The sequence below is a fragment of the Bradyrhizobium sp. USDA 4501 genome, from assembly GCF_054062115.1.
This window is the reverse complement of sequence record NZ_JBSSEX010000001.1, coordinates 5725290-5747509: the sequence shown is the minus strand read 5'-3', so window position 1 is coordinate 5747509 and position 22220 is coordinate 5725290. Positions and strand designations below refer to the sequence as shown.

Genomic DNA, 22220 nt, shown 5'->3' with positions numbered 1-22220 from the left:
TGTGGATTGAACAGAGGTGTCACCGGCACGTTACAAAGCCCGGCTAGGCTTCCGCTCGCGCAGATCAGGCCCCCCGTCTCAGATCTTCGCCAAGCGGTCCCCGTCAGTCGCCGCGTCTGACCGGGACCGCTTTTTTTTGCGGCATCTCATTTTGCGACATCGTCATGCGTCATCGGCGGTAGGACGGCACCTTGCCGGGCCCTAGTGTGCTTGTCACAATACGCGGCACCGCTCGCCTATCCCACAGGATTGTCTCATGGAAATTCGTAATCTCGGCGGCTCTGGGCTGCGCGTGTCCGCGGTCGGCCTCGGCTGCAACAATTTCGGCCAGCGCACCGACCTCGAGACCTCGCGCAAGGTGATCCACAAGGCGATCGATCTCGGCATCACGCTGTTCGACACCGCCGACATCTATGCCGGCATGGGCGGCTCGGAGACCGTGCTCGGCACCGTGCTGGGCGACCGCCGCAAGGACATCGTGCTCGCCACCAAATTCTCCAAGCCGATGGCGACCGACGGCACCAAGCAGGGCGCCTCGCGGCGCTACATCATGTCGGCGGCCGAAGCGAGCCTCACTCGCCTGAAGACCGACTATATCGATCTCTACCAGCAGCACGACTACGATCCGCTCACCCCGATCGACGAGACGCTGCGCGCGCTCGACGATCTCGTCCGCCAGGGCAAGGTGCGCTACATCGGCAACTCCAACTTCCCGGCCTGGCGGATCGCCGAAGCCGAGTACGTCGCGCGCCAGATGAACATGAACCGCTTCGTGTCCTGCCAGGACGAATACAGCCTCCTGGTGCGCGGCATCGAGAAGGACCTGCTGCCGGCGGCGCAGCAATACAATCTCGGCCTGCTGCCGTTCTTCCCGCTCGCCAGCGGCCTGTTGACCGGCAAGTACCAGCGCGGCGCCGCTGCACCCGCCGATACCCGCTTCGCCAAGGCGCCGGCCCTGAAGGATCGCTACGTCACGCCGCGCAACGAGGACATCGTCGAGAAGCTGCAGGCGTTTGCCAGGGAGCGCGGCCACGCCATGCTCGAGCTCGCCTTCTCCTGGCTCGCCGCCCGCCCGCAAGTCGCAAGCGTCATCGCCGGGGCGACGCGTCCCGAGCAGATCGAGCAGAACGCCAAGGCGATCAGCTGGAAGCTCTCCGCGGAGGAGATGGCGGAGATCGATGGGATAACGAAGGCGTGAAGCGAACGGCACTCTCTCCGCTCCCTCTCCCCGTCCTTTACGGGGAGAGGGTTGGGGTGAGGGGCATCTATCCGCGCAACTCAGTCTGAATTGTAATCAACACACCCTCGACGTTGCCGAGCACATCGTTGTTCCAGAAGCGAAGCACGCGATAGCCCTCCCCGGTGAGATACCGGTCCCGGACCACGTCTGCAGCTGAGTTCGCGTGCTGACCGCCATCCACTTCGATCACGAGCCGTCGCTCGCGGCAGACGAAGTCGCAAATGTAACTCCCGACCGGCACCTGCCGTGCGAACTTATGGCCATCAATCTGGCGATTGCGGATGCGATTCCAAAGCACGGTCTCCGCGTCCGTTTGATTGGCGCGCAGCCCTTTCGCGAGTCGGATAGGTGTTTCCTTGCGGCCACGCATTGCCCTGCCCCTCACCCGGAAGCAACGCGATGCGTCGCTTCCGACCTCTCCCCGCAAAGAGCGGGGAGAGGTTGAGGAAGTCAAGCCACCAGCCCCTTCATCGGCTTTACCGGGGCGCTGTCCGGAAACACGGCATCGGCCAGCACGCGCTCGCCGAGGCCGAACTGGTCGTGCAGCACGCCCTTGATCACGGCGCGCAGGTCGGTAGTCGGGGCGAGGTCGCGGGCCTGGTAGAGATTGGCGGGCTTGAGGCCGGGCCAGTCGGTGATCATGCGGCCGCCATTCACCGCGCCGCCGGCGAGCAGCGCGATGGTGCCGGTGCCGTGGTCGGTGCCCTCGGTGCCGTTGATGCGCGCGGTGCGGCCGAACTCGGTCGCGACCACGATCACGGTGTCGCGCCAGCGCGCGCCGAGGCCGCTCTGGAATTCCGCCAGCGCGCCGTCGAGGCCGCCGAGCAGTTGCGCGAGGCGGCCGACCGGCCCGCCTTCATTGGCATGGGTATCCCAGCCGTCGAAGGCGAGCGCGCCGATCCTCGGGCCGTCATCGGCCGCCATCAATTTCGTGGCGCCCCGCGCCACGAGGCGCATCGCCGCCACGCCGCCCGCCCCGGGCTTCGGCTTCATCTCCTCGCCCTGCGCCTGCTTCTCGAGCTGCAAGCCTTGCGTCAGCGCGCTCGCCAGCGCCGGATCGCGGTGCTGATAGAGATCGAGCAGCCGCATCGCGGTGTCGTCGGCGGCTTGCGGTAGCGCGGTCGGGGCCCAGCCGACGGTCGGCGCCGCGCCGCGCAGCACCAGCGGCGTGGTCGGGCCGACCGCGAGCGCGCTCGTCACCCGCTCGCCTTTCGGCAAGGCTTCCAGCGCGCGATTGAGCCAGCCGGACTGCACGCGGCCCGGACCGGGGAAGCCGCTTTCCAGCACGTCCTGACCGTCGAAATGCGAGCGATCGCGATAGGAGGTCGCCACCGCATGAACCACCGCGGCCTGCTTGGCGCGATACATCCGCGAAAATTCCGGCATCGCCGGATGCAGGGCGAAGAACTGATCCAGCATCACCGCCGCGTTCGGGCCATCGGGGCGCAGCGCGATCGCGCCGTGCAAGCCGGCATAATCAGGATCGCCGACCGGTGCGACCGTGGCGAGGCCGTCGAGTGCACCGCGCAGGATGATGGTGACGAGGCGCGGATCGCGGCCATCGGCGGCGCGCGCGAATTTCGGGAGGTAGGCCCAGGCCGCAAAGGAGGCGCCGCCGAGCAGCAGCGCGCGCCGCGACGTCGCCTGCAGCATCAGGCTCTCGGAGCATTCCATCGTCATCTCCTCTGGAACTCGGGCGACATCAACAGCAGCGCCAGCGCCTGCTGCCGCGATTCCGCGCGCTCGATGGTGCGCCGCGTCTCGGGCGAGGCGGCATCGGCGGCAATGAGCTCGAGCAGGTCGCGCGGATCGAACCGGTCGGCGAGCTGGGAGGCGACTTGCGCCGAGATGTCGAGCCTGAGCTTGACGCCTTCAGGCGCCGCCCAGGCCGCGGCGGTGTCCGGAAAACCGTTCGGCCCGGCCGGCGACCACAGGGGCTGGCCGAGCACATTGAGGCCGTTGAGATAGCGGCCCGGATCCTCGGGATTGCGGGCCAGCAGGCGGCCGGAGGCGACCAGGAATTCGTAAGGCGAACGCATCTTTGTCAGCGGCGGCTGCCAGGCCTCGCTGGACTGAACGAGCGCGGTAGCCAGCGCCCTGAGATCGCCGCCCGTTTTCGTGAACATATCCTGCAGCCTCGCCACCAGCGCAGGCGGCGGATCGTCGGCGACGAAGTGGCGCGCGAACTTGGTCGCGATGAATTTTGCGGTCGAGGGATGCCGCGCGATGTCCGCCAGCACCGCCTCGCCCTGCGCGACGCCCGCCTGCGCGTAGCTCTTGCCAAGCACCTGCTGCGGTCCGGGCTGGTGCGCATTGGCGTTGAACACGAAGCTGCCGGGCACACCTAACTGCCCACGGCGGCCGGCAAAGGTCCAGCCGGTGATGACGCGCGCCAGCGCCGTCACATCGTCCTGGGTGTAGCCGCCGCCGACGCCGAGCGTATGCAGCTCCATGATCTCGCGCGCGAGATTCTCGTTCAGGCCGCGATTGCGGTTGATGCCGGCGCGCGACTCCGGGCCGAGCGATTGCTGGTTGTCGAGAAAGAACAGCATCGCCGGATGCTGCTCGACGGCCTTCAGCATGTCCGGGAAACGGCCAAGCACATGCGGACGGATCGCCTCGCGCTCGAACGAGCCGGCCCACATCCGCGCCAGCGCGCCCTTGTTGGCGGAGACGCAGAAGTGGTTGGACCAGAACACCACGAGCCGTTCGACGAAGCCGCAATCGGCGACCACGCCGCGCTGCAGGCGCGCCAGCGCCTCGGCGCGGAACGTCTTCTGGATGATGTTGAGCGGTTGCGCCGGCGGCTTGGGGGGACCGGGCACCGTCTGCATCGTCGGAGGCTGCATCGGAGCCGACGGCGTCATCGCCGCGTTGGCGCCATCGGCGCCCTGCGCCTGCATCGCCGGATCCTTGCCGGCGATCTCCTTGGCGGCCGTGGACAGCGACAGATTGCGCCGCTGTGCCGGCTTTGCGTCGGACCCTTGCGGCGGTGTCTCGCTCGCGCCTTGCTGCGCGACCTTCGCGGCATTGCGCGCCTGCTGGATCTCGAACTGATAGTCGAACACCTGCTTGCCGAGCTCCGGCGTCGAGAGCAGGCCCGGCACTTCGAGCAGCGCGCCGTTCGGACGCGCCAGTTCCGCCAGCACGAAACCGCGCGGATCGGAGGCGGCGTTGATGAAGTCGCCGGACGCCCCGCCGCGGGCACCGAATCCAAACCGGTTGAGGGCAACCAGCGCGGCTTGCGAATCACGGGCCATCAGAATTCCCTTAACGGCCTATCCCGGCTATATCAGTTGCCTGGCATCATAGCGCGGTCCGGGATGAACCCGAGATTAATTCGCGCATTAAATCGCGGTTAGAATGGACCTCTCGTCAAACGATCGTTCCAAACCAGCATCTCCGCGCCAGCTTGCCTGCACGGCATGCGGCAGCGAATTTTCCTGCTCGCTCACCGGAGCATGCTGGTGCTGCGATGAGAGTTTTCGCCTGCCAATGCCGACCGACGGCGGCGACTGCCTGTGCCCCGCATGCTTGCGGAAGCTCGCGGAACAGCAAGCAGCGGTGAGCGCCACGTGAACGCACGCTGGACCGTCGACGCCGTCCTGCTCGACATGGACGGCACGCTGCTCGACACCGAGAAGGTTTACTTCGACAGCCTGGTCGCGGCGCTGAACGTGTGCGGCTACACCGACGACGTCGTCGCGCTGTGCCACTCCATGGTCGGGCTTCCCGGCCCGGTCTGCGAGGCGATGCTGCGCGACCATTACGGCGCGGCGTTTCCGCTCGCGGACGTCAACCAAGCGTTTCTCGAACATCGCGATCGGATGATGCGGTCGGGCCTGCCGCTCAAATCAGGCACGCTCGCTCTGCTCGATGCGCTCGCGCTTGCGGAGCGCCCGATGGCGATCGTCACCTCGTCATCGCGCCGTTCGGCCGAACGCAACCTCACCCTCGCCGGCATCCGCGCGCGCTTCGACACGCTGCTGACGCTTGACGATGTCGCGCAGGGCAAGCCGGATCCCGAGCTCTATCTCAAGGCCGCCGCGCGGCTCGGCGTGAGGCCGGCGTCCTGCATCGCGGTGGAAGACTCCAACCACGGCGTCGCCGCCGCCCACGCCGCCGGCGCGATCACGCTGATGGTGCCGGACATGGCGCCGCCGACCGACGAGACCCGCGCGAAATGCGCAGCCGTGTTGCCGGACCTCAACGCCGTGCTGGTGCTGCTGCAGGAGCGCGGCGCGCTTTAGCCGTCATTGCGAGACGGTCTCGCCGCAGGCTGCTGCACCTCTCCCGCTTGCGGGGCAGGGAGCGCACCGCCTTCGCGACTACCATTCAACCTACTCTCGTCATGTCCTAACCCCGCTTACGCCCTGCTTCCCCAGCGCCGTCTCGATCAGTGTGCGCGCGGCCTCGCCGGCGGTCTCCATGTAGCTCGGGTCGCGATGCAGCAGCACCACGGCGAACGATCCGTCCAGCAGCAAGAGGATCTGCCGCGCCAGTTTGAGCGGATCGGCGATGCCCTGCTCCGCGAAGGTCGCGCGCAGCCAGTCCTCGAACTTCTTCTTGTGCGCGGCGCCGATCCTGATCGCGGGATGCCCGGGCATGTTGGCGAGTTCGGCGGAGGTGCGCAGGAAGCCGCAGCCCTTCCACTTCGGATGCCGCGCCGAGCGCGCGAGGTTCCTGAAGATCGCCTCGACCTTCACCGGCAGGCCACCCTCGGCCTCCGCGAACCACTTTCGGCACAGCGCGAGATTGGGCTGGTCGCGCGCGGCGAGATAGGCAGCGACCAGATCGTCCTTGCTCTTGAAGTGATAGTACAGCGTGCGCTTGGTGAGGCCGGCCTTGGCGGCGACCTCGTCGACGCTGACGCGGCGAATGCCTTCATTGTAGAACAGCGCGCTCGCCGCCTGGACGATGCGCTCGCGGGTGGGCTCGGAGGGTCTGGGCATGGCGCTATGTATACTAACCAGTGAATATACACAAATTGCGGCTGGCCCTACATTCGGCCCGACACACAATTGCTGGAGACTGCATCATGCCCGCCCCCATCCTGCTCGAGATCACCGACACGATCGCCCTGATCACCCTGAACCGTCCGGAGCAGCTCAACGCGCTGAACTACGCGCTGATCGATCAGCTGATGGCCGCGCTCGACCGCATCGAGGGCGACGCTGAGGTGCGCGCCGTGATTTTGACCGGGGCCGGCGAGCGGGCCTTCTCGGCCGGCGCCGACATCAAGCAGTTTTCCGAGAGCGTCAAGCAGGGCTCCGCCGTCGCGGTGCGGGACTTCGTCCGCCGCGGCCAGGCCATGACCGCGCGGCTCGAGGCATTCAAGAAGCCCGTGATCGCCGCGATCAACGGGCTCGCCTTCGGCGGCGGCTGCGAGATCACCGAGGCGGTGCATCTCGCTGTCGCCAGCGACCGCGCGCTATTTGCAAAACCCGAGATCAAGCTCGGCATGCCCCCGACCTTCGGCGGCACGCAGCGGCTGCCGCGGCTGGCCGGACGCAAGCGCGCCCTGGAGCTGCTCCTCGCAGGCGATCCGTTTCCGCCCGAGCATGCGCGTGAGATCGGGCTGGTCAATCAGATCGTGCCGCACGATCAATTGCTGACGGCCGCGCGCGAGCTCGCCGGCCGCATCACCAGGCATTCGCCCGGCGCCGTCGCCGGCACCATCACCGCTGTGACGCGCGGGCTCAACATGCCGATTGCCGAGGGCCTTTTGGTCGAGAGCGAGCAGTTCGCCGCGCTGGTGCCGGGCCGCGATCTCGCCGAGGGGCTCGCGGCGTGGAAGGAACGGCGGCTGGCGAGGTATGTCGGGGCTTGAAAACCCGCGAGTGCTACATCCGTCATTGCGAGCGAAGCGAAGCAATCCATCGACCCGCATACGCGGAAAGATGGATTGCTTCGTCGCTTCGCTCCTCGCAATGACGGAGGAGTTCGCCCTACCGCACCACCGCCGCGGTCTGTCCGAACAGCAACTTGCGCTCTTCCTCGGTGCGGATCGCGGGCTGGCCGAAATTCGGATTGACCTCCTTCGCCTTGGCATAGGCGCGCACGGTCGCCGGGCGCTTGCCGATCGTCTCCAGCCAGCGCTTCAGATGCGGGAAATCGTCGATCTCCTGGCCCTGGTTCTTGTAGGGCACGACCCAGGGATAGCTCGCCATGTCGGCGATCGAGTAGTCGCCGGCGACGAATTCGCGGTCGGCGAGCCGCTTGTTGAGCACGCCGTAGAGCCGGTTGGTCTCGTTGACATAGCGGTCGATCGCGTAAGGCAGCTTCTCGACGGCGTAGTTGCGGAAGTGGTGGTTCTGCCCGGCCATCGGCCCGAGCCCGCCCATCTGCCAGAACGTCCACTGGATCGCGTCATAGCGGCCATGGATATCGGCCGGCAGGAATTGTCCGGTCTTCTCGGCGAGATAGAGCAGGATCGCGCCGGACTCGAACAGCTGTAGCGGCTTGCCGCCGCCCTTCGGCGCGTGATCGAGGATTGCGGGGATGCGGTTGTTCGGCGCGATCTGCAAAAAATCCGGCTTGAACTGATCGCCCTTGCCGATGTTCACCGGGAAAATCCTGTACTCCAATCCGGTTTCCTCAAGGAACAGCGTTATCTTGTGACCGTTCGGCGTGGACCAGTAGTGAAGGTCGATCATGGGCGTGATCCTGCATTGCCAGGGACTGCCGATGTCGTGCATCGGCGAGAAAGATGCGAATGCATTGACTTGGGCGCATAACCGCACCCAAGTCAATGGCGCCCGCATTGCACCGCGCGCGAATGTGATCTGCAAGCAGCGCAAATGCCCGATTGAGCCGCGTCCCGATTGCTCCTAGGCTCAACGTGTTTGGTATTGAAAAGTTTTCAAAACACGGGGGATTGCGATGACGCGAGATTTGGCACGACGTGATTTCCTGAAAGGTTCGGCGGCGCTCGCCGGCGCCGCAGCCGCGGGCGCCTTCTCCTGCGTCGAGATCGCGAGCGCCGCACCGATCGAGGTGCCGACCGTCGACAAGCTCTCGATCCGCGTGCTGGTCGATTCCAGCTTCGATTTGTTCTTCAAGCCGAAGCAGGCCGGCGGCGTCACCATCGCGCCGCCGCCGCGCTCCGCCGACTACCAGAAGTCGCTGCACAATGAATGGGGCCTGTCGCTGTGGCTGGAGTCGGAAGCCAAGGGCGCACAGCGCACGCTGATGCTCGACTACGGCTACACGCCGGAGGTGCTGCTCAACAACATGGCGCTGGTCGGCGTCGATCCGGCGAAGCTCGATGGGCTGATCGTGAGCCACGGCCACTACGACCATTTCGGCGGCCTCAACGGCTTCCTCGACAAATTCCGTGATAAACTACCGGCCGACGTGAAGCTCTATGCCGGCGGCGAGGACAATTTCTGCCACCGCGTCAGCGCAACGCCGACCAAGGGCCAGTTCAACGATTTCGGCACGCTCGATCGCCGCCAGCTCGCGGCGCAGCGCGTCACCACGGTGCTGTGCGAGACCCCGACCGTGATCGCGGGCCATGCCTTCACCACCGGCAAGATCACCCGCCGCAGCATCGAGCGTGTGCTGCCGCAGACCTGGGTCGAGTTCGGCATCAAGGACGGGCTCGGCTGCAATGCCAGCCACTATCTGCCGGCCGAGATGGACGGCAAGATCGTGCCCGACGAGCACATCCATGAGCACGCCACCTGCTTCAACGTGCGGGACTTCGGCCTCGTCGTGATCTCGTCCTGCGGCCATGTCGGCATCGTCAATTCGGTGAAGCAGGCACAGGAGGTCTCCGGCATCCAGAAGGTGCACGCCATCGTCGGCGGCTTCCATCTCGGGCCGGCGCCGAAGGATTACCTCACCGAGGTGGTCGCCGAGATCAGGAAGCTCGACCCCGACGTGCTGATCCCGATGCACTGCTCCGGGCTCAACTTCGTGCAGGAGGCGACCGCGCAGATGGGCGACAAGGTGCTGGTCACGACGACGGGCAGCCGCCTCTCCTTCGGCATATGATCGCGCCGATCCTGCGCGTCATTGCATTCGCTGGCGCGGGCTTGGCATTCGCTGGCGCGGGCCTGGCATTCGCCGGCGCCGGCCTGTGGCTGACGCTGGCGCCGGTGCTGGCCGCCGATGCGCCGCCGCAATCGGCGCGCTCGCCCGCCGAGATCATGGACATCCTGATGTGGAACAGGGAGCCGGTCGGCGGCCCGTTCGCGCTGACCGATCAGGCCGGCCATGAACGCACCGACAAGGAGTTTCGCGGCAAGCTGATGCTGATCTATTTCGGCTTCACCACCTGTCCCGACATCTGCCCTACCGATCTGCAGGCGATCGCCCTGGCGCTCGACAAGCTCGGCCGCGACGGCGACCAGGTGCAACCGATCTTCATCACGGTCGATCCCGAGCGCGACACCGCGGCCCACCTCGCGGAGTATGTGCCGATGTTCCACCCGCGCCTGATCGGACTGACCGGCAGCGGTGATGCGATCCGCAAGCTCGCTGATGCCTACAAGGTCTACTTCGCGCGGGTGCCGCTGAAGGATGCCGGCGACTATACCGTCGATCACACCGCCTACATCTATTTGATGGACCGCGAGGGCAATTATCTCGGCTTCTTTCCGCCGGGGACATCAGCCGACCGGATGGTCGAGATCATCCGGCCACGGCTCGCCGAACCGGTACGCTGACATCAGAGATTGGCAATTCCAGCCGCGTCAATACTGCGCCCCCTCTCCCGCTTGCGGGTGAGGTGAAGAAAGCAGTTCGGCAGGCGGATCGGACAAATCGCCGGACTCAATGTATCCGCCCATGCGCGCGCAAGAATGTCTCACCGGTTTCCGTCACCGTTACCCGCATGCCCTCAACCGAGGGACGGCGCGCGACATAGCCGCGGTCAACGGCGTCCTCCCAGATCGTCAGCCGCGGGCATGAGGTGCGCCAGACCTCGAGCACCTCGGTATAGCGCCGCGGCCCGCGCGCCACCCATTCCACGAGATCGAGCACCAGGGCGTCTGTGGTCTCTGTCATGTGGTCCTCGCCGGGATCAGCAGGGATTCATTGTCTCCGGTATTTCTGCGCCGCTTGGCCTCTTCCGGCAAACTGAGTTATCTTGACCTTGCATCAGTTTTCCTGAGGGTTCATGCGGCGGCTGCTCTTTCTCAACGGCATCAAGGCGTTCGAAGCCGCGGCGCGGACCGGCAGCTTCGCGGCGGCGGGCAGCGAGCTCAATGTCTCGGCCGCCGCGATCAGCCGGATGGTGCATCTGCTCGAGGAGCGGCTCGGCGTCGCGCTGTTCGAGCGCAAGGCCAACCGCCTCGTCACCACGCCGGCGGGCCGCGCCTATCAGGGCGGGCTGACGCCGATCTTCGACGCGCTCGCGAGCCTCACCGCGCAGGTCACGGCATCCGCGAGCGCGCGGGTGCTGACCGTCGGCGTCGGACCGACCTTTGCGCTGAAATGGATGATCCCGCACCTCGCCGAGTTCCGCAAAGCGGAGCCCGACATCGAGGTGCGGATCACGACCGGCGGCATGGCGGTGCCGTTCGCCGACGACTGGAGCTGCGGCATCCAGCTCGGCGACGGCCAGTGGCCGGGCCTCGTCGCCGAGCCGCTGTTCGCCGCCGATCTGATGCCGGTGTGCACGGCGCGGCTCGCCAACACCCTGAAGCGCCCCGCCGACCTCAAGGGCCCGAGCCTGATCCGCGTCGCGCATTCGCCCGACGACTGGCCGTCTTGGCTGAAGGCGGCGGGCGTGCCGCGCCTGACCGCGCGCGGGCCGGAATTCCAGTTCTACGGCCAGGCGCTGCAGGCAGCTAGCGACGGGCTCGGCATCGCGATGGGCATCCGGCCCTATATCGACGACGATCTCGCCGCCGGCCGGCTGGTGGCGCCGTTTGCGCTCAGCGTGCCGAAGGGCATGCGCTGGTATCTGGTCTATCGCGGCTTCCACGCCGAGCAGCGCGATTTCGCCGCGTTCCGGCGCTGGATCATCCGCGCCGCGGCGGAGCCCGCGGCCCGCCGCAAGGGAACGCGCAGTGCCTGACGAGACCGTCGATACGCTGGTGATCGGCGGCGGCCAGGCCGGGCTCACCATGAGCCACCGGCTGAAGCAGCGCGGCATCGCCCATCTGGTGCTGGAGCGGGGCCGCATCGCCGAGCGCTGGCGTAGCGAACGCTGGGATGGCCTCATGTTCCAGTTTCCGAACTGGTCGGTGCGGCTGCCGGATTTCGCGTTTCCGCACAGCGATCCCGACGGCTTTTCGGACACCGCTGCCATCATCGCCTTCATCGAGGACTACGCCGCGTTCGTCGCGCCGCCGATCCTCTGCGGCGTCGCGGTCACGAAGCTGCGCCGCGACGCCGGCGGCTTCCTCGCCGAATTTGCCGGCGGCAGCATCGTCGCCCGCAGTGTTGTCATCGCCACGGGCCCCTATCAACGGCCGCTGCGGCCGGACCTCCTGCGCGATCACCCCGGCCTGTTCCAGGTCGATGCCGCCGGCTACAAGAATCCGGCGCAATTGCCTGACGGCGCAGTGCTGGTGGTCGGTGCCGGCGCCTCGGGCGCGCAGATCGCCGAAGAGCTGATGCGCGCCGGCCGTGATGTCTTCCTCTCGGTCGGACGTCACAACCGCCTGCCGCGCCGCTATCGCGGCCGCGATCTGATCTGGTGGCTGGCCGAGATGGGCATCGACCGGACGCCGGTCGAGCAGCGCGGCCCGTCGCGGCTGCTGCCGGTGATTTCCGGCGCCCATGGCGGCCACACCGTCGATTTCCGCCGCTTCTCCGCCGGCGGCGTGACCCTGCTCGGCCGCGTGACGGCGGCGCGCGACGGCGTGCTCGAGATCGCGCCCGATCTCGCCGCCAACATCGCCAATGGCGACGCCTATTACGCGACGTTCCTCGGGATCGTCGACGACTTCGTCGCGGCGCGCGGCCTCGATCATCCCGATGATCCCTTGGCGCGCCTCCGCCTGCCCGATCCGCCGTGCCTCACCGCGCCGCTCGACGCGATCGACCTGCGCGCCGCGCGGATCAGGAGCGTGATCTGGGCCACCGGCTACGGTCTCGATCTGAACTGGATCGACATACCGGTGCTGGATGCCGCCGGGGCCCCGCGCCACCGCCATGGCGTCTCCGAAGTGCCGGGCCTCTATTTCCTCGGCCTGCAATGGCTGTCGAAGATGAAATCCTCGTTCCTGTCAGGCGTCGGCGACGATGCCGCGGTGCTCGCCGACCACATCGCCGGCCGCGGCTAGCTCCGGGTTCCTTTGCTGCGCGGAAATAAACCCGGCGAGTTGTGAACTGCTTCACATTTAGCGCAACGCGCTCATGCTTCCTATGAGAAGGGCATTTCGAGGTCGCACATGATTTACAGCGGTTTTGAGATCAAGTCGTTCGAAGTGGGGAAGGGGCAATGGCACGCCAGGGTTCAACGGGTCGATCAAAGGCCGGTCGTCATCGATGGCATGCTGTTTCCGACGCTCGACATCGGCTTTGCGTGGTCCGATCCGGATGCGGCGATCGCCGACGCGAAGCGGGCTATCGACCGGTTCCCGCAACGCTATGGCATGACAATGCCGGCGGCCGAAGCGTCGGCGTGACCGGTAACGTCGTGGTCGCCGCCGTCCCGCAATGCGAGCCGGATCCGGTCTGGCCGGCGCAGGTCCGCACCAGCTGCCCGGAATGTGCCGCATCGCTTTCGCTGCTGCGCGTGATCCCCGGCCGCGCCGCCGAATACTGGACCATGCGCTGCGACGGCTGCGGCGGGATCCATCTCGACATCGTCGACCTGCCGCGGGCGTAAAGGCCGCGAAGCCGCCGCCTGCTGACACCCTGCTGTCAGCAGCCTTGCCCGAGCAGCGATCCGGCCGCCGTTTGCCCTTTTCTCGCTGCCGGACTCGTCCCATATTCGGGGCATGGCGAAGACACCGAACACTCCGAAAAAGCCCGGCAAAACCCCCAAATCCAAAGCACACCGGCCCGAGGTCCTCCCGATCGGGCCCGCGCTTGCCGAATTGCTCAATCCGGCGATCAACCGCGGCGATGCCGGCATGGGTTCGGGCACCGGCCTGCAGCCGCCGCCGGACAATTCCTGGGACCGTCGCGCCGGCGGCGAGGCCGCCGCGCATCGCGCGCGGGCGTCGACGCGCGAGACCAGCGAGGGCGTCGCGAAGCGCGATGCTTCCGGGCTCGAGGAGGCCCCGCAGGCCAATTACGGAACCTCGGCCACGATCCCGACCCTCGATCCGGAACTGGCGCGGCAGCTCGGCCTGCCGACCGCCGAGGACGACGACGAAGCCCTGGCGCGGCCGCCGCGCAGCAAGATGGAGGCGCTCGGCGTCAAGGCGACTGCCGACGCGCTGGAGAACCTGATCCGCGACGGCCGCCCGGAATTCCGCAAGGACGACGGCTCGATGCGGGTGTGGACCCCGCACCGCCCGCCGCGCCCGGAAAAATCCGAAGGCGGCGTGCGCTTCGAGATCAAGTCCGACTACCAGCCGAAAGGCGACCAGCCGACCGCGATCGCCGAGCTGGTCGAGGGCATCGACCGCAACGACCGCACCCAGGTGCTGCTCGGCGTCACCGGCTCGGGCAAGACCTACACCATGGCCAAGGTGATCGAGGCGACGCAGCGCCCGGCGCTGATCCTGGCGCCGAACAAGACGCTGGCCGCCCAGCTCTATGGCGAGTTCAAGAACTTCTTCCCCGACAACGCGGTCGAGTATTTCGTCAGCTATTACGACTACTACCAGCCGGAAGCCTACGTCCCGCGCACCGACACCTATATCGAGAAGGATTCCTCGATCAACGAACAGATCGACCGCATGCGTCACTCGGCGACGCGCGCGCTGCTCGAGCGCGACGACGTCATCATCGTCGCTTCCGTGTCCTGCATCTACGGTATCGGCTCGGTCGAGACCTACACCGCGATGACCTTCGCCTTGAAGAAGGGCGAGCGCATCGATCAGCGGCAGCTCATCGCCGACCTCGTTGCTCTCCAGTACAAGCGCACCCAGGCCGACTTCACCCGCGGCACCTTCCGCGTCCGCGGCGACGTCATCGACATCTTCCCGGCGCACTATGAGGACCGCGCCTGGCGGGTGAACCTGTTCGGCGACACCATCGAAACCATCGAGGAGTTCGATCCGCTCACCGGCCACAAGCAGGACGAGCTCGAATTCATCAAGATGTACGCCAACTCGCACTATGTGACGCCGCGCCCGACGCTGGTGCAGGCGATCAAGTCGATCAAATCGGAGTTGAAGCAGCGCCTCGACCAGCTCAACGACCAGGGCCGCCTCTTGGAGGCACAGCGACTCGAGCAGCGCACCACCTTCGATCTCGAGATGATGGAGGCGACCGGAAGCTGCGCCGGCATCGAGAACTATTCGCGCTATCTCACCGGGCGCCGCCCCGGCGAACCGCCGCCGACGCTGTTCGAATATGTACCGGACAACGCGCTGATCTTCGCCGACGAGAGCCACGTCACCGTGCCGCAGATCGGCGCCATGTTCCGCGGCGACTTCCGCCGCAAGGCGACGCTCGCCGAATACGGCTTCCGCCTGCCCTCCTGCATGGACAACCGGCCGCTCCGCTTCGAGGAGTGGGACATGATGCGGCCGCAGACGGTTGCGGTGTCGGCGACGCCGAGCGGCTGGGAGCTGAACGAAAGCGGCGGCGTGTTTGTCGAGCAGGTGATCCGTCCGACCGGCCTCATCGATCCTCCCGTGGACATCCGCCCTGCCCGCACCCAGGTCGACGATCTCGTCGGCGAGGTGCGCGCCACCGCGGCGGCCGGCTATCGCTCGCTGATCACGGTGCTCACCAAGCGCATGGCGGAGGACCTCACCGAATATCTGCACGAGCAGGGCATCCGCGTCCGCTACATGCACTCGGATATCGACACCATCGAGCGCATCGAGATCATCCGCGACCTCAGGCTCGGCGCATTCGACGCGCTGGTCGGCATCAACCTGTTGCGCGAGGGCCTCGACATTCCCGAATGCGCGCTGGTCGCGATCCTCGATGCCGACAAGGAAGGCTTCCTGCGCAGCGAGACCTCGCTGATCCAGACCATCGGCCGTGCCGCGCGCAACGTCGACGGCAAGGTGATCCTCTATGCCGACAGCATGACCGGCTCGATGGAGCGCGCGATGGCCGAGACCACGCGGCGCCGCGAGAAGCAGGTCGAGTACAACGAGGCCAACGGCATCACGCCGGAGAGCGTGAAGAAGTCGATCGGCGACATCCTCAACTCCGTCTACGAGCGCGACCACGTGCTGGTCGAGATCGGCGACGGCGGCATCGCCGACGACGTCATCAGTATCGGGCATAATTTCGAGGCCGTGCTGAGCGATCTCGAAACGCGGATGCGCGAGGCCGCGGCCGATTTGAACTTCGAGGAGGCCGCGCGACTGCGCGACGAGGTCAAGCGGCTGCGCGCCACCGAGATGGCCGTGGTCGACGACCCCACCGCCAAGCAGCGCAACGTGCAGAAGCAGGCCGGCGCCTATGCCGGCACAAGAAAATACGGCGATGCCGCCAACCTGCCGGTCAGCGCATTGAAGAACAAGTCGGCGCAGACCTCGCTCAAGGCGAGCCGCGGCGGCAAGTCCGGCTCACGCATCCACAAGCCCGATCTCGACGAGATGCACGGCCCGGAATCGCTGCCCTTCCGCCCCAGCGGCGCGCTGCCCGCCAAGCCGTTCGGCACCACGAGCCGCATCATCCAGCCGACCGACTCGCGGCAGTCGGGGCCGGAGTTCGGCCCGTCGCCGCGGTCGAGCGGCGGCGCGCCAGGCAAGCGGGGCGGGTGGAAGAAGCGGTAGAGCAACCTTTTCTATTCGTCCTCGCCAGGAACTACCTCGTTGGGAGCAGGAAGCTGCTTCGGTTCTGAAGGCCCCTCAATTTGAGGATTCTCACCAAAACTCTTTTCCGCAATGCCCAGTATCTCACGAATTCGATCAAAGGCGGGCTTGACCTTTTGTCCCGCCTCTCCGAGGGCCTCGCTAGCTTCCACAAACCCGTCAAGAATCACTCGAAAGCTGCTTTTTGACTTCTCAAGCTCTGCTTGAAATTTGTTTACAATCCTAAGGAGTCGCCGCTTGTGGTCGCCCGACAAATCGGCGTTGTCTCTCACGAGTGTTCTGACTTCAGAAAGCAGATCATTGATACGACGAACGTCTTCCTCCTTAAAGAAGACTAGCAATTGCTTTTCGAGGTGGCTTTCTTCGTCAACATGCAAGACAAGAAGGCGCGCTTTTAACTGACGATGAATTCTTTGAATCCAGGCAATCCGAGAATCACGACCACCTTGAAAAGCTGCAATGATAAGATTGTTGCTCCGCGGCATTTCCCGAATATCGGCAAATTCCCCTTCTAGGAGCTCTTGCAATATGATCTGAGCATCCCTCACCTCTTCATCAGATAGAAGCGCTACACGGGGAACGGGTTTCTTCAAAAAGCTTGATCTTCGAACCTCTTCAAACAAGTCATTACATATTTTTACGCTGCGAGCACCCTGTTCTTCGGCAGCCCCAACATGTAGTTTCTGTCAACATTATTGCCCCACCAATGGAAGAACCCCTCTCAGAAACACCATGGTGTATGCAGCTAATAGTTGCAATAGAGACCTCATTGGCTAAAGACTTAGAACGCGGATGAAGTTAGCTTTTGAAGAATCGCAGACCTCCTACACCAGCGGCTCGCAAAGCGCCCGCACGTGGACGGAGGCCTGGGTCAGGGCTTGGGCCTATTGTCCGCACTGCGGCAATGCGAAGATGTCGCAGTTTCCCAACAACAGCCCGCTGGCCGACTTCCTGTGCGGATCGTGCAGCGAGGAGTTCGAACTCAAGAGCCAGAAGGGAAAGTTCGGCCGGAAGGTCGCCGATGGCGCCTACAAGACCAAATGCGAGCGTCTTGCTGCGAGCAATAATCCCAATCTTCTGCTGATGAACTACGATCTCAGGTCACTTGCAGTCGTCAATCTGCTGATCGTCCCCAAGCACTTCTTCGTTCGGGACATCATCGAGGAGCGGAAGCCGCTGGCTGCGACCGCCCGGCGCGCGGGCTGGATCGGGTCCAATATCCTGCTCGGGAAGGTTCCTGAATCAGGCAAAATCCACATCGTTCGAAACGGTGTCATTCGCGACAAGGAGCTGGTTCTTGCGGAATGGCAGAAGACGCTCTTTCTCAGAGACCAATCGCTGGAATCGCGGGGATGGCTTCTCGACGTGATGAAGTGTGTAGAGTCACTCGGCAAGCGCGATTTCACGCTTGACGACGTCTATGCCTTCGAGCGTCATCTTGGCGACCTGTATCCGGGCAATCAGAACGTCCGGCCGAAGATACGCCAGCAGCTCCAGTATTTGCGTGATCGTGGATTCATCGAGTTCTTGTCGCGAGGCAATTACCGACTAAAATCGTGAGGCGTCGACATGGCCTGGTTTCTGAATCTCTACCGATGTGCGCGCTGTGGGGACATCTGGACTGACGAGTGGTCTTGCACTTGCGATGACGATTGCCCGCATTGCGGCGCACGGCATATGTCGCCATTCAACAGCGAAGACTTGACTGAGCTTGTCGCGCAGGAAGGTGACGAATTCGTTGCTATTCGGTCACCGGACTCGGCCGAGCACAGTCCGGACTATCGCGAACTTGGTCGGTTTCCAACGCGCGCACAGGCGGAAGAATTTCTGTCCTCGACTGCCTCCGACTAGGCCCGACATGGCGCAAAAACAGATCGCTTTGAGGCGCCAACTTCACGACGCCTCAACAGCGCGCACAAGATACCTACCCCACGCTCACCACCGCGACCGCCAGCAGTGACATTGTGATCATCGTGGTCACGAGCTACAGCGAAACACTAGGCTGTCTCCGCCACCGCGCGATCTTCTCGGCGACCGTGAGACTCGCGTCGAAGAACACCGGCGCGTAGGCGTGCGCGAACCGCCGCGGAAATCGCGCCGAGCCATGGTGTGATCGCGGCGTAGACCAGCGAGGCGAACACGACGGAGATCGTGGCGCCATAGCGTTCGATCTCACGGGCGGCGTTTAGCCAAAACCCCCTTGACCTGCATCAATCACGGGTATCCCCTACCCCTTACATTTTGAAGCCATAGTTGTTCCGGCATTGGGGAAGTCGTCATGATTTCGGTCAGAATGCCGTTCTGGCTCCGCGTTGTTTCGCTGGTTGGCGTGATCCTGCTCTGCACGGCCGCCGGGCTCTATGGATATCGTTGGTACAATCGTCCGGTAACGCTGACGCTGGCGGTCGGCTCGATCGACGGAGAAGCAGCCAGCGCAATGACGGCGGTCGCCAATCAGCTTGCCTCCGACGGCGCTTCGGTACGGTTGAAGGTCGTCGACACCGGAACAGCCGTTGAATCAGGCAAACTGTTCGCTGCAGGAAATGTCGATCTCGCTGCCGTTCGCGGTGACGTCGGCGACTTGTCCAAAGCCCAGGCCATTGTCGTGCTGTCGCACTTGACTGCACTTCTCATCGCCCCGCCCGGTTCATCGATCGACAGCATCAGCAAGCTCAAGGGCCAGACCGTGGGCGTGCTCGGAGGCGAGGCAAACGCCAAACTCGTCGATGTGTTGAACAGCACCTACGATCTTGCCCGGACCAAGACGGTTTTCAAGAACCTCGGCTTGCGGGATGCGCGGCAGGCCGTTGCATCAAAACAGGTCCACGCCCTGCTTGTGGTCATCCCGCTGACGGAGAAATACATTGCGCTGGTGAAGGGCTTTTTCCCGCAAGGTACAAAAGCGAGCCCGATCCTGATCCCGATCGACTCGGCCGCGGCAATTGCAGACGGCAATCGCGCCTATGAGAGCTTCGACCTGCCAAAGGGCACCCTGCGCGGATCACCTCCCGTCCCCGATGACGACCTGACGACTCTGAGGACGTCGCTCTATCTTGTCGCGCGAAAGAGCCTCAGCGCCGACGTTGCAACAAATCTGACCCAGAGCATTTTGAAAGTACGTAGAGAGCTGCTGCGAGAGAATCCTCTCATTGCCCAGATCACGGCCCCAAGCACTGATGCGGACGCCTACCTTCCCGTCCATCCCGGAGCGTTGGCCGTCTACAACGGCACCACGCAGAGTTTCCTCGATGAATACAGCAACTACATTTATCTGGGCCCGATGATCCTTGGAGGAATTGCCTCGGTGCTTGCCGCTGCGTGGAAGTTTTTGGGCATCGGGCAGCCCGAATTCCGCGAGGGTCCCCTCGACACCCTTTACGGCCTCGCGCGCCGGATCCGCACGGTCAGCTTCGAGAACGAACTTTCAGACATCGAGGACGAGATCGACAATATTCTTAAGAGCGAACGTCTCAAGGCCGAGGCGGGCGATGAAAATGCGGTCGACACCGCGACGCTGAATGTCGTAGCCCACCGCCTGGAAAATCTGGTTCATGACCGCAGAGCGATACTGTTGGCAAAACCCCCGATCGCTTCGGTGGCCTAGGAGAGAATCGGACGCTCATCGTCGTCCTGGCGAAGCCAGGACCCATTACCCCATATCTCTATTGCTGCGCGACATTGGGCCGCGATCCCGCTCATCACTGAATTGGGTGGTTATGGGTCCTGGCTTTCGCCAGGACGACACCGAGAGTGTGGCCGCCCTACCCCGATCGCTTGTTGCTGGTGTTCTGGGTCAGATTACCGTGCGCGGCCTGCTCGCGGATGTTGTGCTTCTCGTCGTCGCGATGCCCCTTGGTGGTGTCGATGGGAACGCTCGGGGTGCTGCCGGGGCCCTTGTGGCTCTTGTTGTCGTCGGGAACGGGCTGGATGGTCTTTGTCTTTGGTTTCGTCATCATCGTCTCCGTTACGCATGGAGACAACGCGGCCGGGACGGACGGCGTTCCCGGAATGTGCTTCACGTTTCTGGAGATGTGGCTTCACAGCTGATCCTACAGCTTCTCCTGCTGCGCGGGCTGTGACTGCGGCTGCTGCTGGCGCTGCTGTTTGGCGTGATGGCGGCCGTAGAGGCAACCGGCGGCGGCGCCGAGCATGCCGTGATGGCCGGCATAATGACCGGCGACGCCGCCGACGATGGCGCCCTTGATGCAACCCTTGGCGTCGGCAGGCGGCGCCAAGGCGAGTGCACTGACGGCAATGACGGACGCGAGAACAATCGATCTCATGATACGGCTCCAATGCAATGCTCCGCATCAACGGTGCAGCGGCACGGCCGGTTCCGGGAAGAATAAGCGGTTCACCATCGACCCCGCCGCCGGCAAGGCGGCGCCGTCGGATTGGCTGTTGTCGAACGCACCGCGACAGCGAGCCGGCGCGATTTCACCGGCCGGCCCCGGAGGAGCTCAAGGCCTCGTGGCCGGCGTCGACGCCGGCTCACCGTCGCGCGGTGCGCGCTCGCATGATTTATTTGGAGACAACCAGGGCGGCGACGGCAAGCGGCATGGTGTTTCTCATACGGAACTCCTCATTGCGGATGCGTCGCCCACGCCGAACCAACCGGGCGCGCGAGCGGAGGTTTCATTAACTCGCGGACAGCTGCCCGCCGCATGCCTCCACGTCTGCGAGACGCGGCCGGTTCAGCCGATCACTCCAGTTTCTTGCCGCCGTCGGTCACGCCGTCGAGGAACACGCCGGTCTCGCGGTTGAGAAACTCGACATCCGCCGGGAAGAAACCGCCGGCCGAGGCGTGGCCGGTCACGGTGCCCGGGCTGATCGTCTTGATCGTCACGCCGGGAATGTCCTTTGCCATCTGGTTCGGCTCGAATTCGGGATTGAGCAGGTCCTTGGTGCCGGTGAGGATCAGCGTCTTCGCCTTGATCGAAGCCAGCGCCTTCGCCGTGTCGCCGCCGAACCCGGCCGTGGTGCCGACATCGTGCCGGTCATAGGCCCAGCTCTGGTAGATCCAGTCGTTGGCGTCGAACAGCTTCCATAGCGCGGTCTCCTGCTCGGCCATCCAGGGCAGCACGTCGGGGCCGGACTTGAACTGCGCCGCATACATATCGGGCGTGCGCGCCGCGAGCAGCGCGACGATATCGCGGAACAGCTTGAGGCCCTTCTCCGGCGGCGCCTCGTAATTGCCTTCCTTCCACGCCGGATCGTTCATGATCGCCTTGCGCGAGGCCTCCATCACCGCGACCGACCAGGCCGGCGTCTTCGCAAGCGGCACCATCGCAACCAGCGCGTCCATGAAGTCCGGATGGCTGACGCCCCATTGCAGCGCCTGCATGCCGCCCATCGAGGGGCCGACCACGGCGACGACATGGTCGATGCCGAGCTTCTCCTTCATCAGCCGATACTGCGATTCCACCATGTCGCGGATCGCGAATTTCGGAAACTGCATCCGCGGCTGCGCCTTCGAATTGCTCGGCGACGTGGTCAGCCCGTTGCCGATTGCGTCGGTGCAGACGATGAAATACTTGTCGGGGTCGAGCGCCTTGCCGGGGCCGATCATGAAATCGAGCCGGTGATGATTGCCCGAGATCGCGGTCACCATCAGGATGGCGTTCGACTTCTTCGCGTTCAGCGTGCCGTGGGTGACGTAGGAGATCGAGAAATCCTCGATCGCCTCGCCGCTCTCGAGCTTCAGGTCGCCTTCGTTGTAGAGCTGGTGGGCAGGCTGCTGCGGCGTGTGTGCGAAGGCGGGCGGGATCGCCGGGCATGCCAGCAGCGACAGGATCGCGGCGAAGTGGGTGATGCGCTTCATTGGTCTTTCCCCATCGGGGCGGCTCTGTTCGGCCGCCTTCCGCCGCGAAGCATACGGGCCGGCGGCGCCGCGGCAAGGCCGCGGGCGCGAAGATTTAAGCGGCGCAGGCGCGGAATAAACCGCCGCCTGCACCGCGACAGCCGCCCGTCGTCGCATTACGCGAACCGGCGCGCCGCATGCATTTTGCGCCACAATGCACGCGCTGGTTGCCAAACCTAATCGCGTCTCGCGCGTCAAACATATGTTGTTTGATTGTGGAATGCTCCGGTTCACAATGCCGGGCCAGAGCGAGTCGGACCGGCGGAGT

23 protein-coding genes are annotated in these 22220 nt (G+C 64.8%); 13 read left to right on the top strand and 10 right to left on the bottom strand.

Annotated features, from left to right (window positions below; genetic code table 11):
- Positions 1 to 256: 256 nt before the first annotated feature.
- Positions 257 to 1198, top strand: a complete 942-nt coding sequence (locus ACVWZM_RS26345) for an aldo/keto reductase (protein WP_456855298.1) — start codon at positions 257 to 259, stop codon at positions 1196 to 1198.
- Between the two features lie 67 nt (positions 1199 to 1265).
- Here the strand turns inward: ACVWZM_RS26345 and ACVWZM_RS26340 are convergent, their stop codons facing one another.
- The 3 genes from ACVWZM_RS26340 to ACVWZM_RS26330 form a co-directional block, all read right to left on the bottom strand.
- Positions 1266 to 1610 (bottom strand): endonuclease domain-containing protein, encoded by a 345-nt coding sequence (locus ACVWZM_RS26340; RefSeq protein ID WP_456855297.1) that lies wholly within the window; start codon positions 1608 to 1610, stop codon positions 1266 to 1268.
- Between the two features lie 80 nt (positions 1611 to 1690).
- Complete coding sequence (locus ACVWZM_RS26335) at positions 1691 to 2920, bottom strand: DUF1501 domain-containing protein (protein ID WP_456855296.1); 1230 nt, start codon at positions 2918 to 2920, stop codon at positions 1691 to 1693.
- Positions 2917 to 4500 (bottom strand): DUF1800 domain-containing protein, encoded by a 1584-nt coding sequence (locus ACVWZM_RS26330; protein ID WP_456855295.1) that lies wholly within the window; start codon positions 4498 to 4500, stop codon positions 2917 to 2919. Before ACVWZM_RS26330 ends, ACVWZM_RS26335 begins: the two co-directional genes overlap by 4 nt.
- Before the next feature lie 315 nt (positions 4501 to 4815).
- On the opposite strand from ACVWZM_RS26330, the gene ACVWZM_RS26325 reads away from it, so the two are divergent.
- Positions 4816 to 5490, top strand: coding sequence for an HAD family hydrolase (locus tag ACVWZM_RS26325; RefSeq protein ID WP_456855294.1), 675 nt, complete (start codon positions 4816 to 4818; stop codon positions 5488 to 5490).
- Between the two features lie 99 nt (positions 5491 to 5589).
- Here the strand turns inward: ACVWZM_RS26325 and ACVWZM_RS26320 are convergent, their stop codons facing one another.
- Positions 5590 to 6192, bottom strand: coding sequence for a TetR/AcrR family transcriptional regulator (locus ACVWZM_RS26320; RefSeq protein ID WP_456855293.1), 603 nt, complete (start codon positions 6190 to 6192; stop codon positions 5590 to 5592).
- Positions 6193 to 6278: 86 nt separating this feature from the next.
- Between ACVWZM_RS26320 and ACVWZM_RS26315 the strand changes: the two genes are divergently transcribed.
- Positions 6279 to 7070, top strand: a complete 792-nt coding sequence (locus ACVWZM_RS26315) for a crotonase/enoyl-CoA hydratase family protein (RefSeq protein WP_316399153.1) — start codon at positions 6279 to 6281, stop codon at positions 7068 to 7070.
- Positions 7071 to 7188: 118 nt separating this feature from the next.
- On the opposite strand, the gene ACVWZM_RS26310 is transcribed toward ACVWZM_RS26315, so the two are convergent.
- On the bottom strand, positions 7189 to 7896 hold the full coding sequence (locus ACVWZM_RS26310) for a glutathione binding-like protein (RefSeq protein ID WP_456855292.1): 708 nt from the start codon (positions 7894 to 7896) through the stop codon (positions 7189 to 7191).
- Here ACVWZM_RS26310 and ACVWZM_RS26305 point away from each other — a divergent pair.
- Genes ACVWZM_RS26305 through ACVWZM_RS26295 form a run of 3 tightly spaced genes read left to right on the top strand, consistent with a single transcriptional unit; the run spans position 7895 to position 9912 of the window.
- Complete coding sequence (locus ACVWZM_RS26305) at positions 7895 to 8074, top strand: hypothetical protein (RefSeq protein ID WP_456855291.1); 180 nt, start codon at positions 7895 to 7897, stop codon at positions 8072 to 8074. The genes ACVWZM_RS26310 and ACVWZM_RS26305 overlap by 2 nt on opposite strands.
- Before the next feature lie 48 nt (positions 8075 to 8122).
- Complete coding sequence (locus ACVWZM_RS26300; RefSeq protein ID WP_316399156.1) at positions 8123 to 9238, top strand: MBL fold metallo-hydrolase; 1116 nt, start codon at positions 8123 to 8125, stop codon at positions 9236 to 9238.
- A complete protein-coding gene (locus ACVWZM_RS26295; protein WP_229191213.1) occupies positions 9235 to 9912 on the top strand; it encodes an SCO family protein in 678 nt (225 codons plus the stop codon). Before ACVWZM_RS26300 ends, ACVWZM_RS26295 begins: the two co-directional genes overlap by 4 nt.
- Before the next feature lie 106 nt (positions 9913 to 10018).
- On the opposite strand, the gene ACVWZM_RS26290 is transcribed toward ACVWZM_RS26295, so the two are convergent.
- The gene (locus ACVWZM_RS26290) at positions 10019 to 10252 is read right to left on the bottom strand and encodes a hypothetical protein (RefSeq protein WP_057019043.1); all 234 of its coding nucleotides are present in this window, start codon (positions 10250 to 10252) and stop codon (positions 10019 to 10021) included.
- Positions 10253 to 10364: 112 nt separating this feature from the next.
- On the opposite strand from ACVWZM_RS26290, the gene ACVWZM_RS26285 reads away from it, so the two are divergent.
- The 5 genes from ACVWZM_RS26285 (at position 10365) to uvrB (ending at position 16053) form a co-directional block, all read left to right on the top strand.
- Positions 10365 to 11267, top strand: coding sequence for a LysR substrate-binding domain-containing protein (locus tag ACVWZM_RS26285; RefSeq protein ID WP_018273588.1), 903 nt, complete (start codon positions 10365 to 10367; stop codon positions 11265 to 11267).
- The gene (locus ACVWZM_RS26280; protein WP_456855290.1) at positions 11260 to 12480 is read left to right on the top strand and encodes an NAD(P)-binding domain-containing protein; all 1221 of its coding nucleotides are present in this window, start codon (positions 11260 to 11262) and stop codon (positions 12478 to 12480) included. Before ACVWZM_RS26285 ends, ACVWZM_RS26280 begins: the two co-directional genes overlap by 8 nt.
- Positions 12481 to 12588: 108 nt before the next feature.
- On the top strand, positions 12589 to 12825 hold the full coding sequence (locus tag ACVWZM_RS26275; RefSeq protein ID WP_038377734.1) for a hypothetical protein: 237 nt from the start codon (positions 12589 to 12591) through the stop codon (positions 12823 to 12825).
- Positions 12822 to 13028, top strand: a complete 207-nt coding sequence (locus ACVWZM_RS26270) for a hypothetical protein (protein ID WP_371852155.1) — start codon at positions 12822 to 12824, stop codon at positions 13026 to 13028. The genes ACVWZM_RS26275 and ACVWZM_RS26270 overlap by 4 nt, the downstream gene beginning before the upstream one ends.
- A 112-nt stretch (positions 13029 to 13140) precedes the next feature.
- A complete protein-coding gene (gene uvrB / locus ACVWZM_RS26265) occupies positions 13141 to 16053 on the top strand; it encodes an excinuclease ABC subunit UvrB (protein WP_076829859.1) in 2913 nt (970 codons plus the stop codon).
- 11 nt (positions 16054 to 16064) lie between these two features.
- Here uvrB and ACVWZM_RS26260 read toward each other — a convergent pair whose 3' ends face one another.
- Entirely contained in the window at positions 16065 to 16685 is a 621-nt protein-coding gene (locus ACVWZM_RS26260) for a hypothetical protein (protein WP_456855289.1), read from the bottom strand.
- A gap of 199 nt (positions 16686 to 16884) precedes the next feature.
- Between ACVWZM_RS26260 and ACVWZM_RS26255 the strand changes: the two genes are divergently transcribed.
- Positions 16885 to 17652 carry a DpnI domain-containing protein gene (locus tag ACVWZM_RS26255; protein WP_253638638.1) on the top strand — a complete coding sequence of 256 codons (768 nt, stop codon included), beginning with the start codon at positions 16885 to 16887 and terminating at the stop codon, positions 17650 to 17652.
- Between the two features lie 718 nt (positions 17653 to 18370).
- A complete protein-coding gene (locus ACVWZM_RS26250; protein ID WP_057019039.1) occupies positions 18371 to 19696 on the top strand; it encodes a TAXI family TRAP transporter solute-binding subunit in 1326 nt (441 codons plus the stop codon).
- A gap of 157 nt (positions 19697 to 19853) precedes the next feature.
- Here the strand turns inward: ACVWZM_RS26250 and ACVWZM_RS26245 are convergent, their stop codons facing one another.
- From ACVWZM_RS26245 to ACVWZM_RS26235, 3 genes are all read right to left on the bottom strand, one after another.
- A complete protein-coding gene (locus tag ACVWZM_RS26245; protein WP_016841379.1) occupies positions 19854 to 20048 on the bottom strand; it encodes a hypothetical protein in 195 nt (64 codons plus the stop codon).
- A gap of 93 nt (positions 20049 to 20141) precedes the next feature.
- Positions 20142 to 20375, bottom strand: a complete 234-nt coding sequence (locus tag ACVWZM_RS26240; protein ID WP_253638637.1) for a hypothetical protein — start codon at positions 20373 to 20375, stop codon at positions 20142 to 20144.
- A gap of 419 nt (positions 20376 to 20794) precedes the next feature.
- Positions 20795 to 21913, bottom strand: coding sequence for an alpha/beta fold hydrolase (locus tag ACVWZM_RS26235; protein WP_456855288.1), 1119 nt, complete (start codon positions 21911 to 21913; stop codon positions 20795 to 20797).
- Between the last annotated feature and the right edge of the window lie 307 nt (positions 21914 to 22220).

Coding starts and splice junctions, on each gene's coding strand:
- ACVWZM_RS26345 (WP_456855298.1), top strand. CDS start 257: ATGGAAATTCGTAATCTCGGCGGCTCTGGGCTGCGCGTGTCCGCGGTC.
- ACVWZM_RS26340 (WP_456855297.1), bottom strand. CDS start 1,610: ATGCGTGGCCGCAAGGAAACACCTATCCGACTCGCGAAAGGGCTGCGC.
- ACVWZM_RS26335 (WP_456855296.1), bottom strand. CDS start 2,920: ATGACGATGGAATGCTCCGAGAGCCTGATGCTGCAGGCGACGTCGCGG.
- ACVWZM_RS26330 (WP_456855295.1), bottom strand. CDS start 4,500: ATGGCCCGTGATTCGCAAGCCGCGCTGGTTGCCCTCAACCGGTTTGGA.
- ACVWZM_RS26320 (WP_456855293.1), bottom strand. CDS start 6,192: ATGCCCAGACCCTCCGAGCCCACCCGCGAGCGCATCGTCCAGGCGGCG.
- ACVWZM_RS26315 (WP_316399153.1), top strand. CDS start 6,279: ATGCCCGCCCCCATCCTGCTCGAGATCACCGACACGATCGCCCTGATC.
- ACVWZM_RS26305 (WP_456855291.1), top strand. CDS start 7,895: ATGGGCGTGATCCTGCATTGCCAGGGACTGCCGATGTCGTGCATCGGC.
- ACVWZM_RS26310 (WP_456855292.1), bottom strand. CDS start 7,896: ATGATCGACCTTCACTACTGGTCCACGCCGAACGGTCACAAGATAACG.
- ACVWZM_RS26300 (WP_316399156.1), top strand. CDS start 8,123: ATGACGCGAGATTTGGCACGACGTGATTTCCTGAAAGGTTCGGCGGCG.
- ACVWZM_RS26295 (WP_229191213.1), top strand. CDS start 9,235: ATGATCGCGCCGATCCTGCGCGTCATTGCATTCGCTGGCGCGGGCTTG.
- ACVWZM_RS26290 (WP_057019043.1), bottom strand. CDS start 10,252: ATGACAGAGACCACAGACGCCCTGGTGCTCGATCTCGTGGAATGGGTG.
- ACVWZM_RS26285 (WP_018273588.1), top strand. CDS start 10,365: ATGCGGCGGCTGCTCTTTCTCAACGGCATCAAGGCGTTCGAAGCCGCG.
- ACVWZM_RS26275 (WP_038377734.1), top strand. CDS start 12,589: ATGATTTACAGCGGTTTTGAGATCAAGTCGTTCGAAGTGGGGAAGGGG.
- uvrB (WP_076829859.1), top strand. CDS start 13,141: ATGGCGAAGACACCGAACACTCCGAAAAAGCCCGGCAAAACCCCCAAA.
- ACVWZM_RS26255 (WP_253638638.1), top strand. CDS start 16,885: ATGAAGTTAGCTTTTGAAGAATCGCAGACCTCCTACACCAGCGGCTCG.
- ACVWZM_RS26250 (WP_057019039.1), top strand. CDS start 18,371: ATGATTTCGGTCAGAATGCCGTTCTGGCTCCGCGTTGTTTCGCTGGTT.
- ACVWZM_RS26245 (WP_016841379.1), bottom strand. CDS start 20,048: ATGATGACGAAACCAAAGACAAAGACCATCCAGCCCGTTCCCGACGAC.
- ACVWZM_RS26240 (WP_253638637.1), bottom strand. CDS start 20,375: ATGAGATCGATTGTTCTCGCGTCCGTCATTGCCGTCAGTGCACTCGCC.
- ACVWZM_RS26235 (WP_456855288.1), bottom strand. CDS start 21,913: ATGAAGCGCATCACCCACTTCGCCGCGATCCTGTCGCTGCTGGCATGC.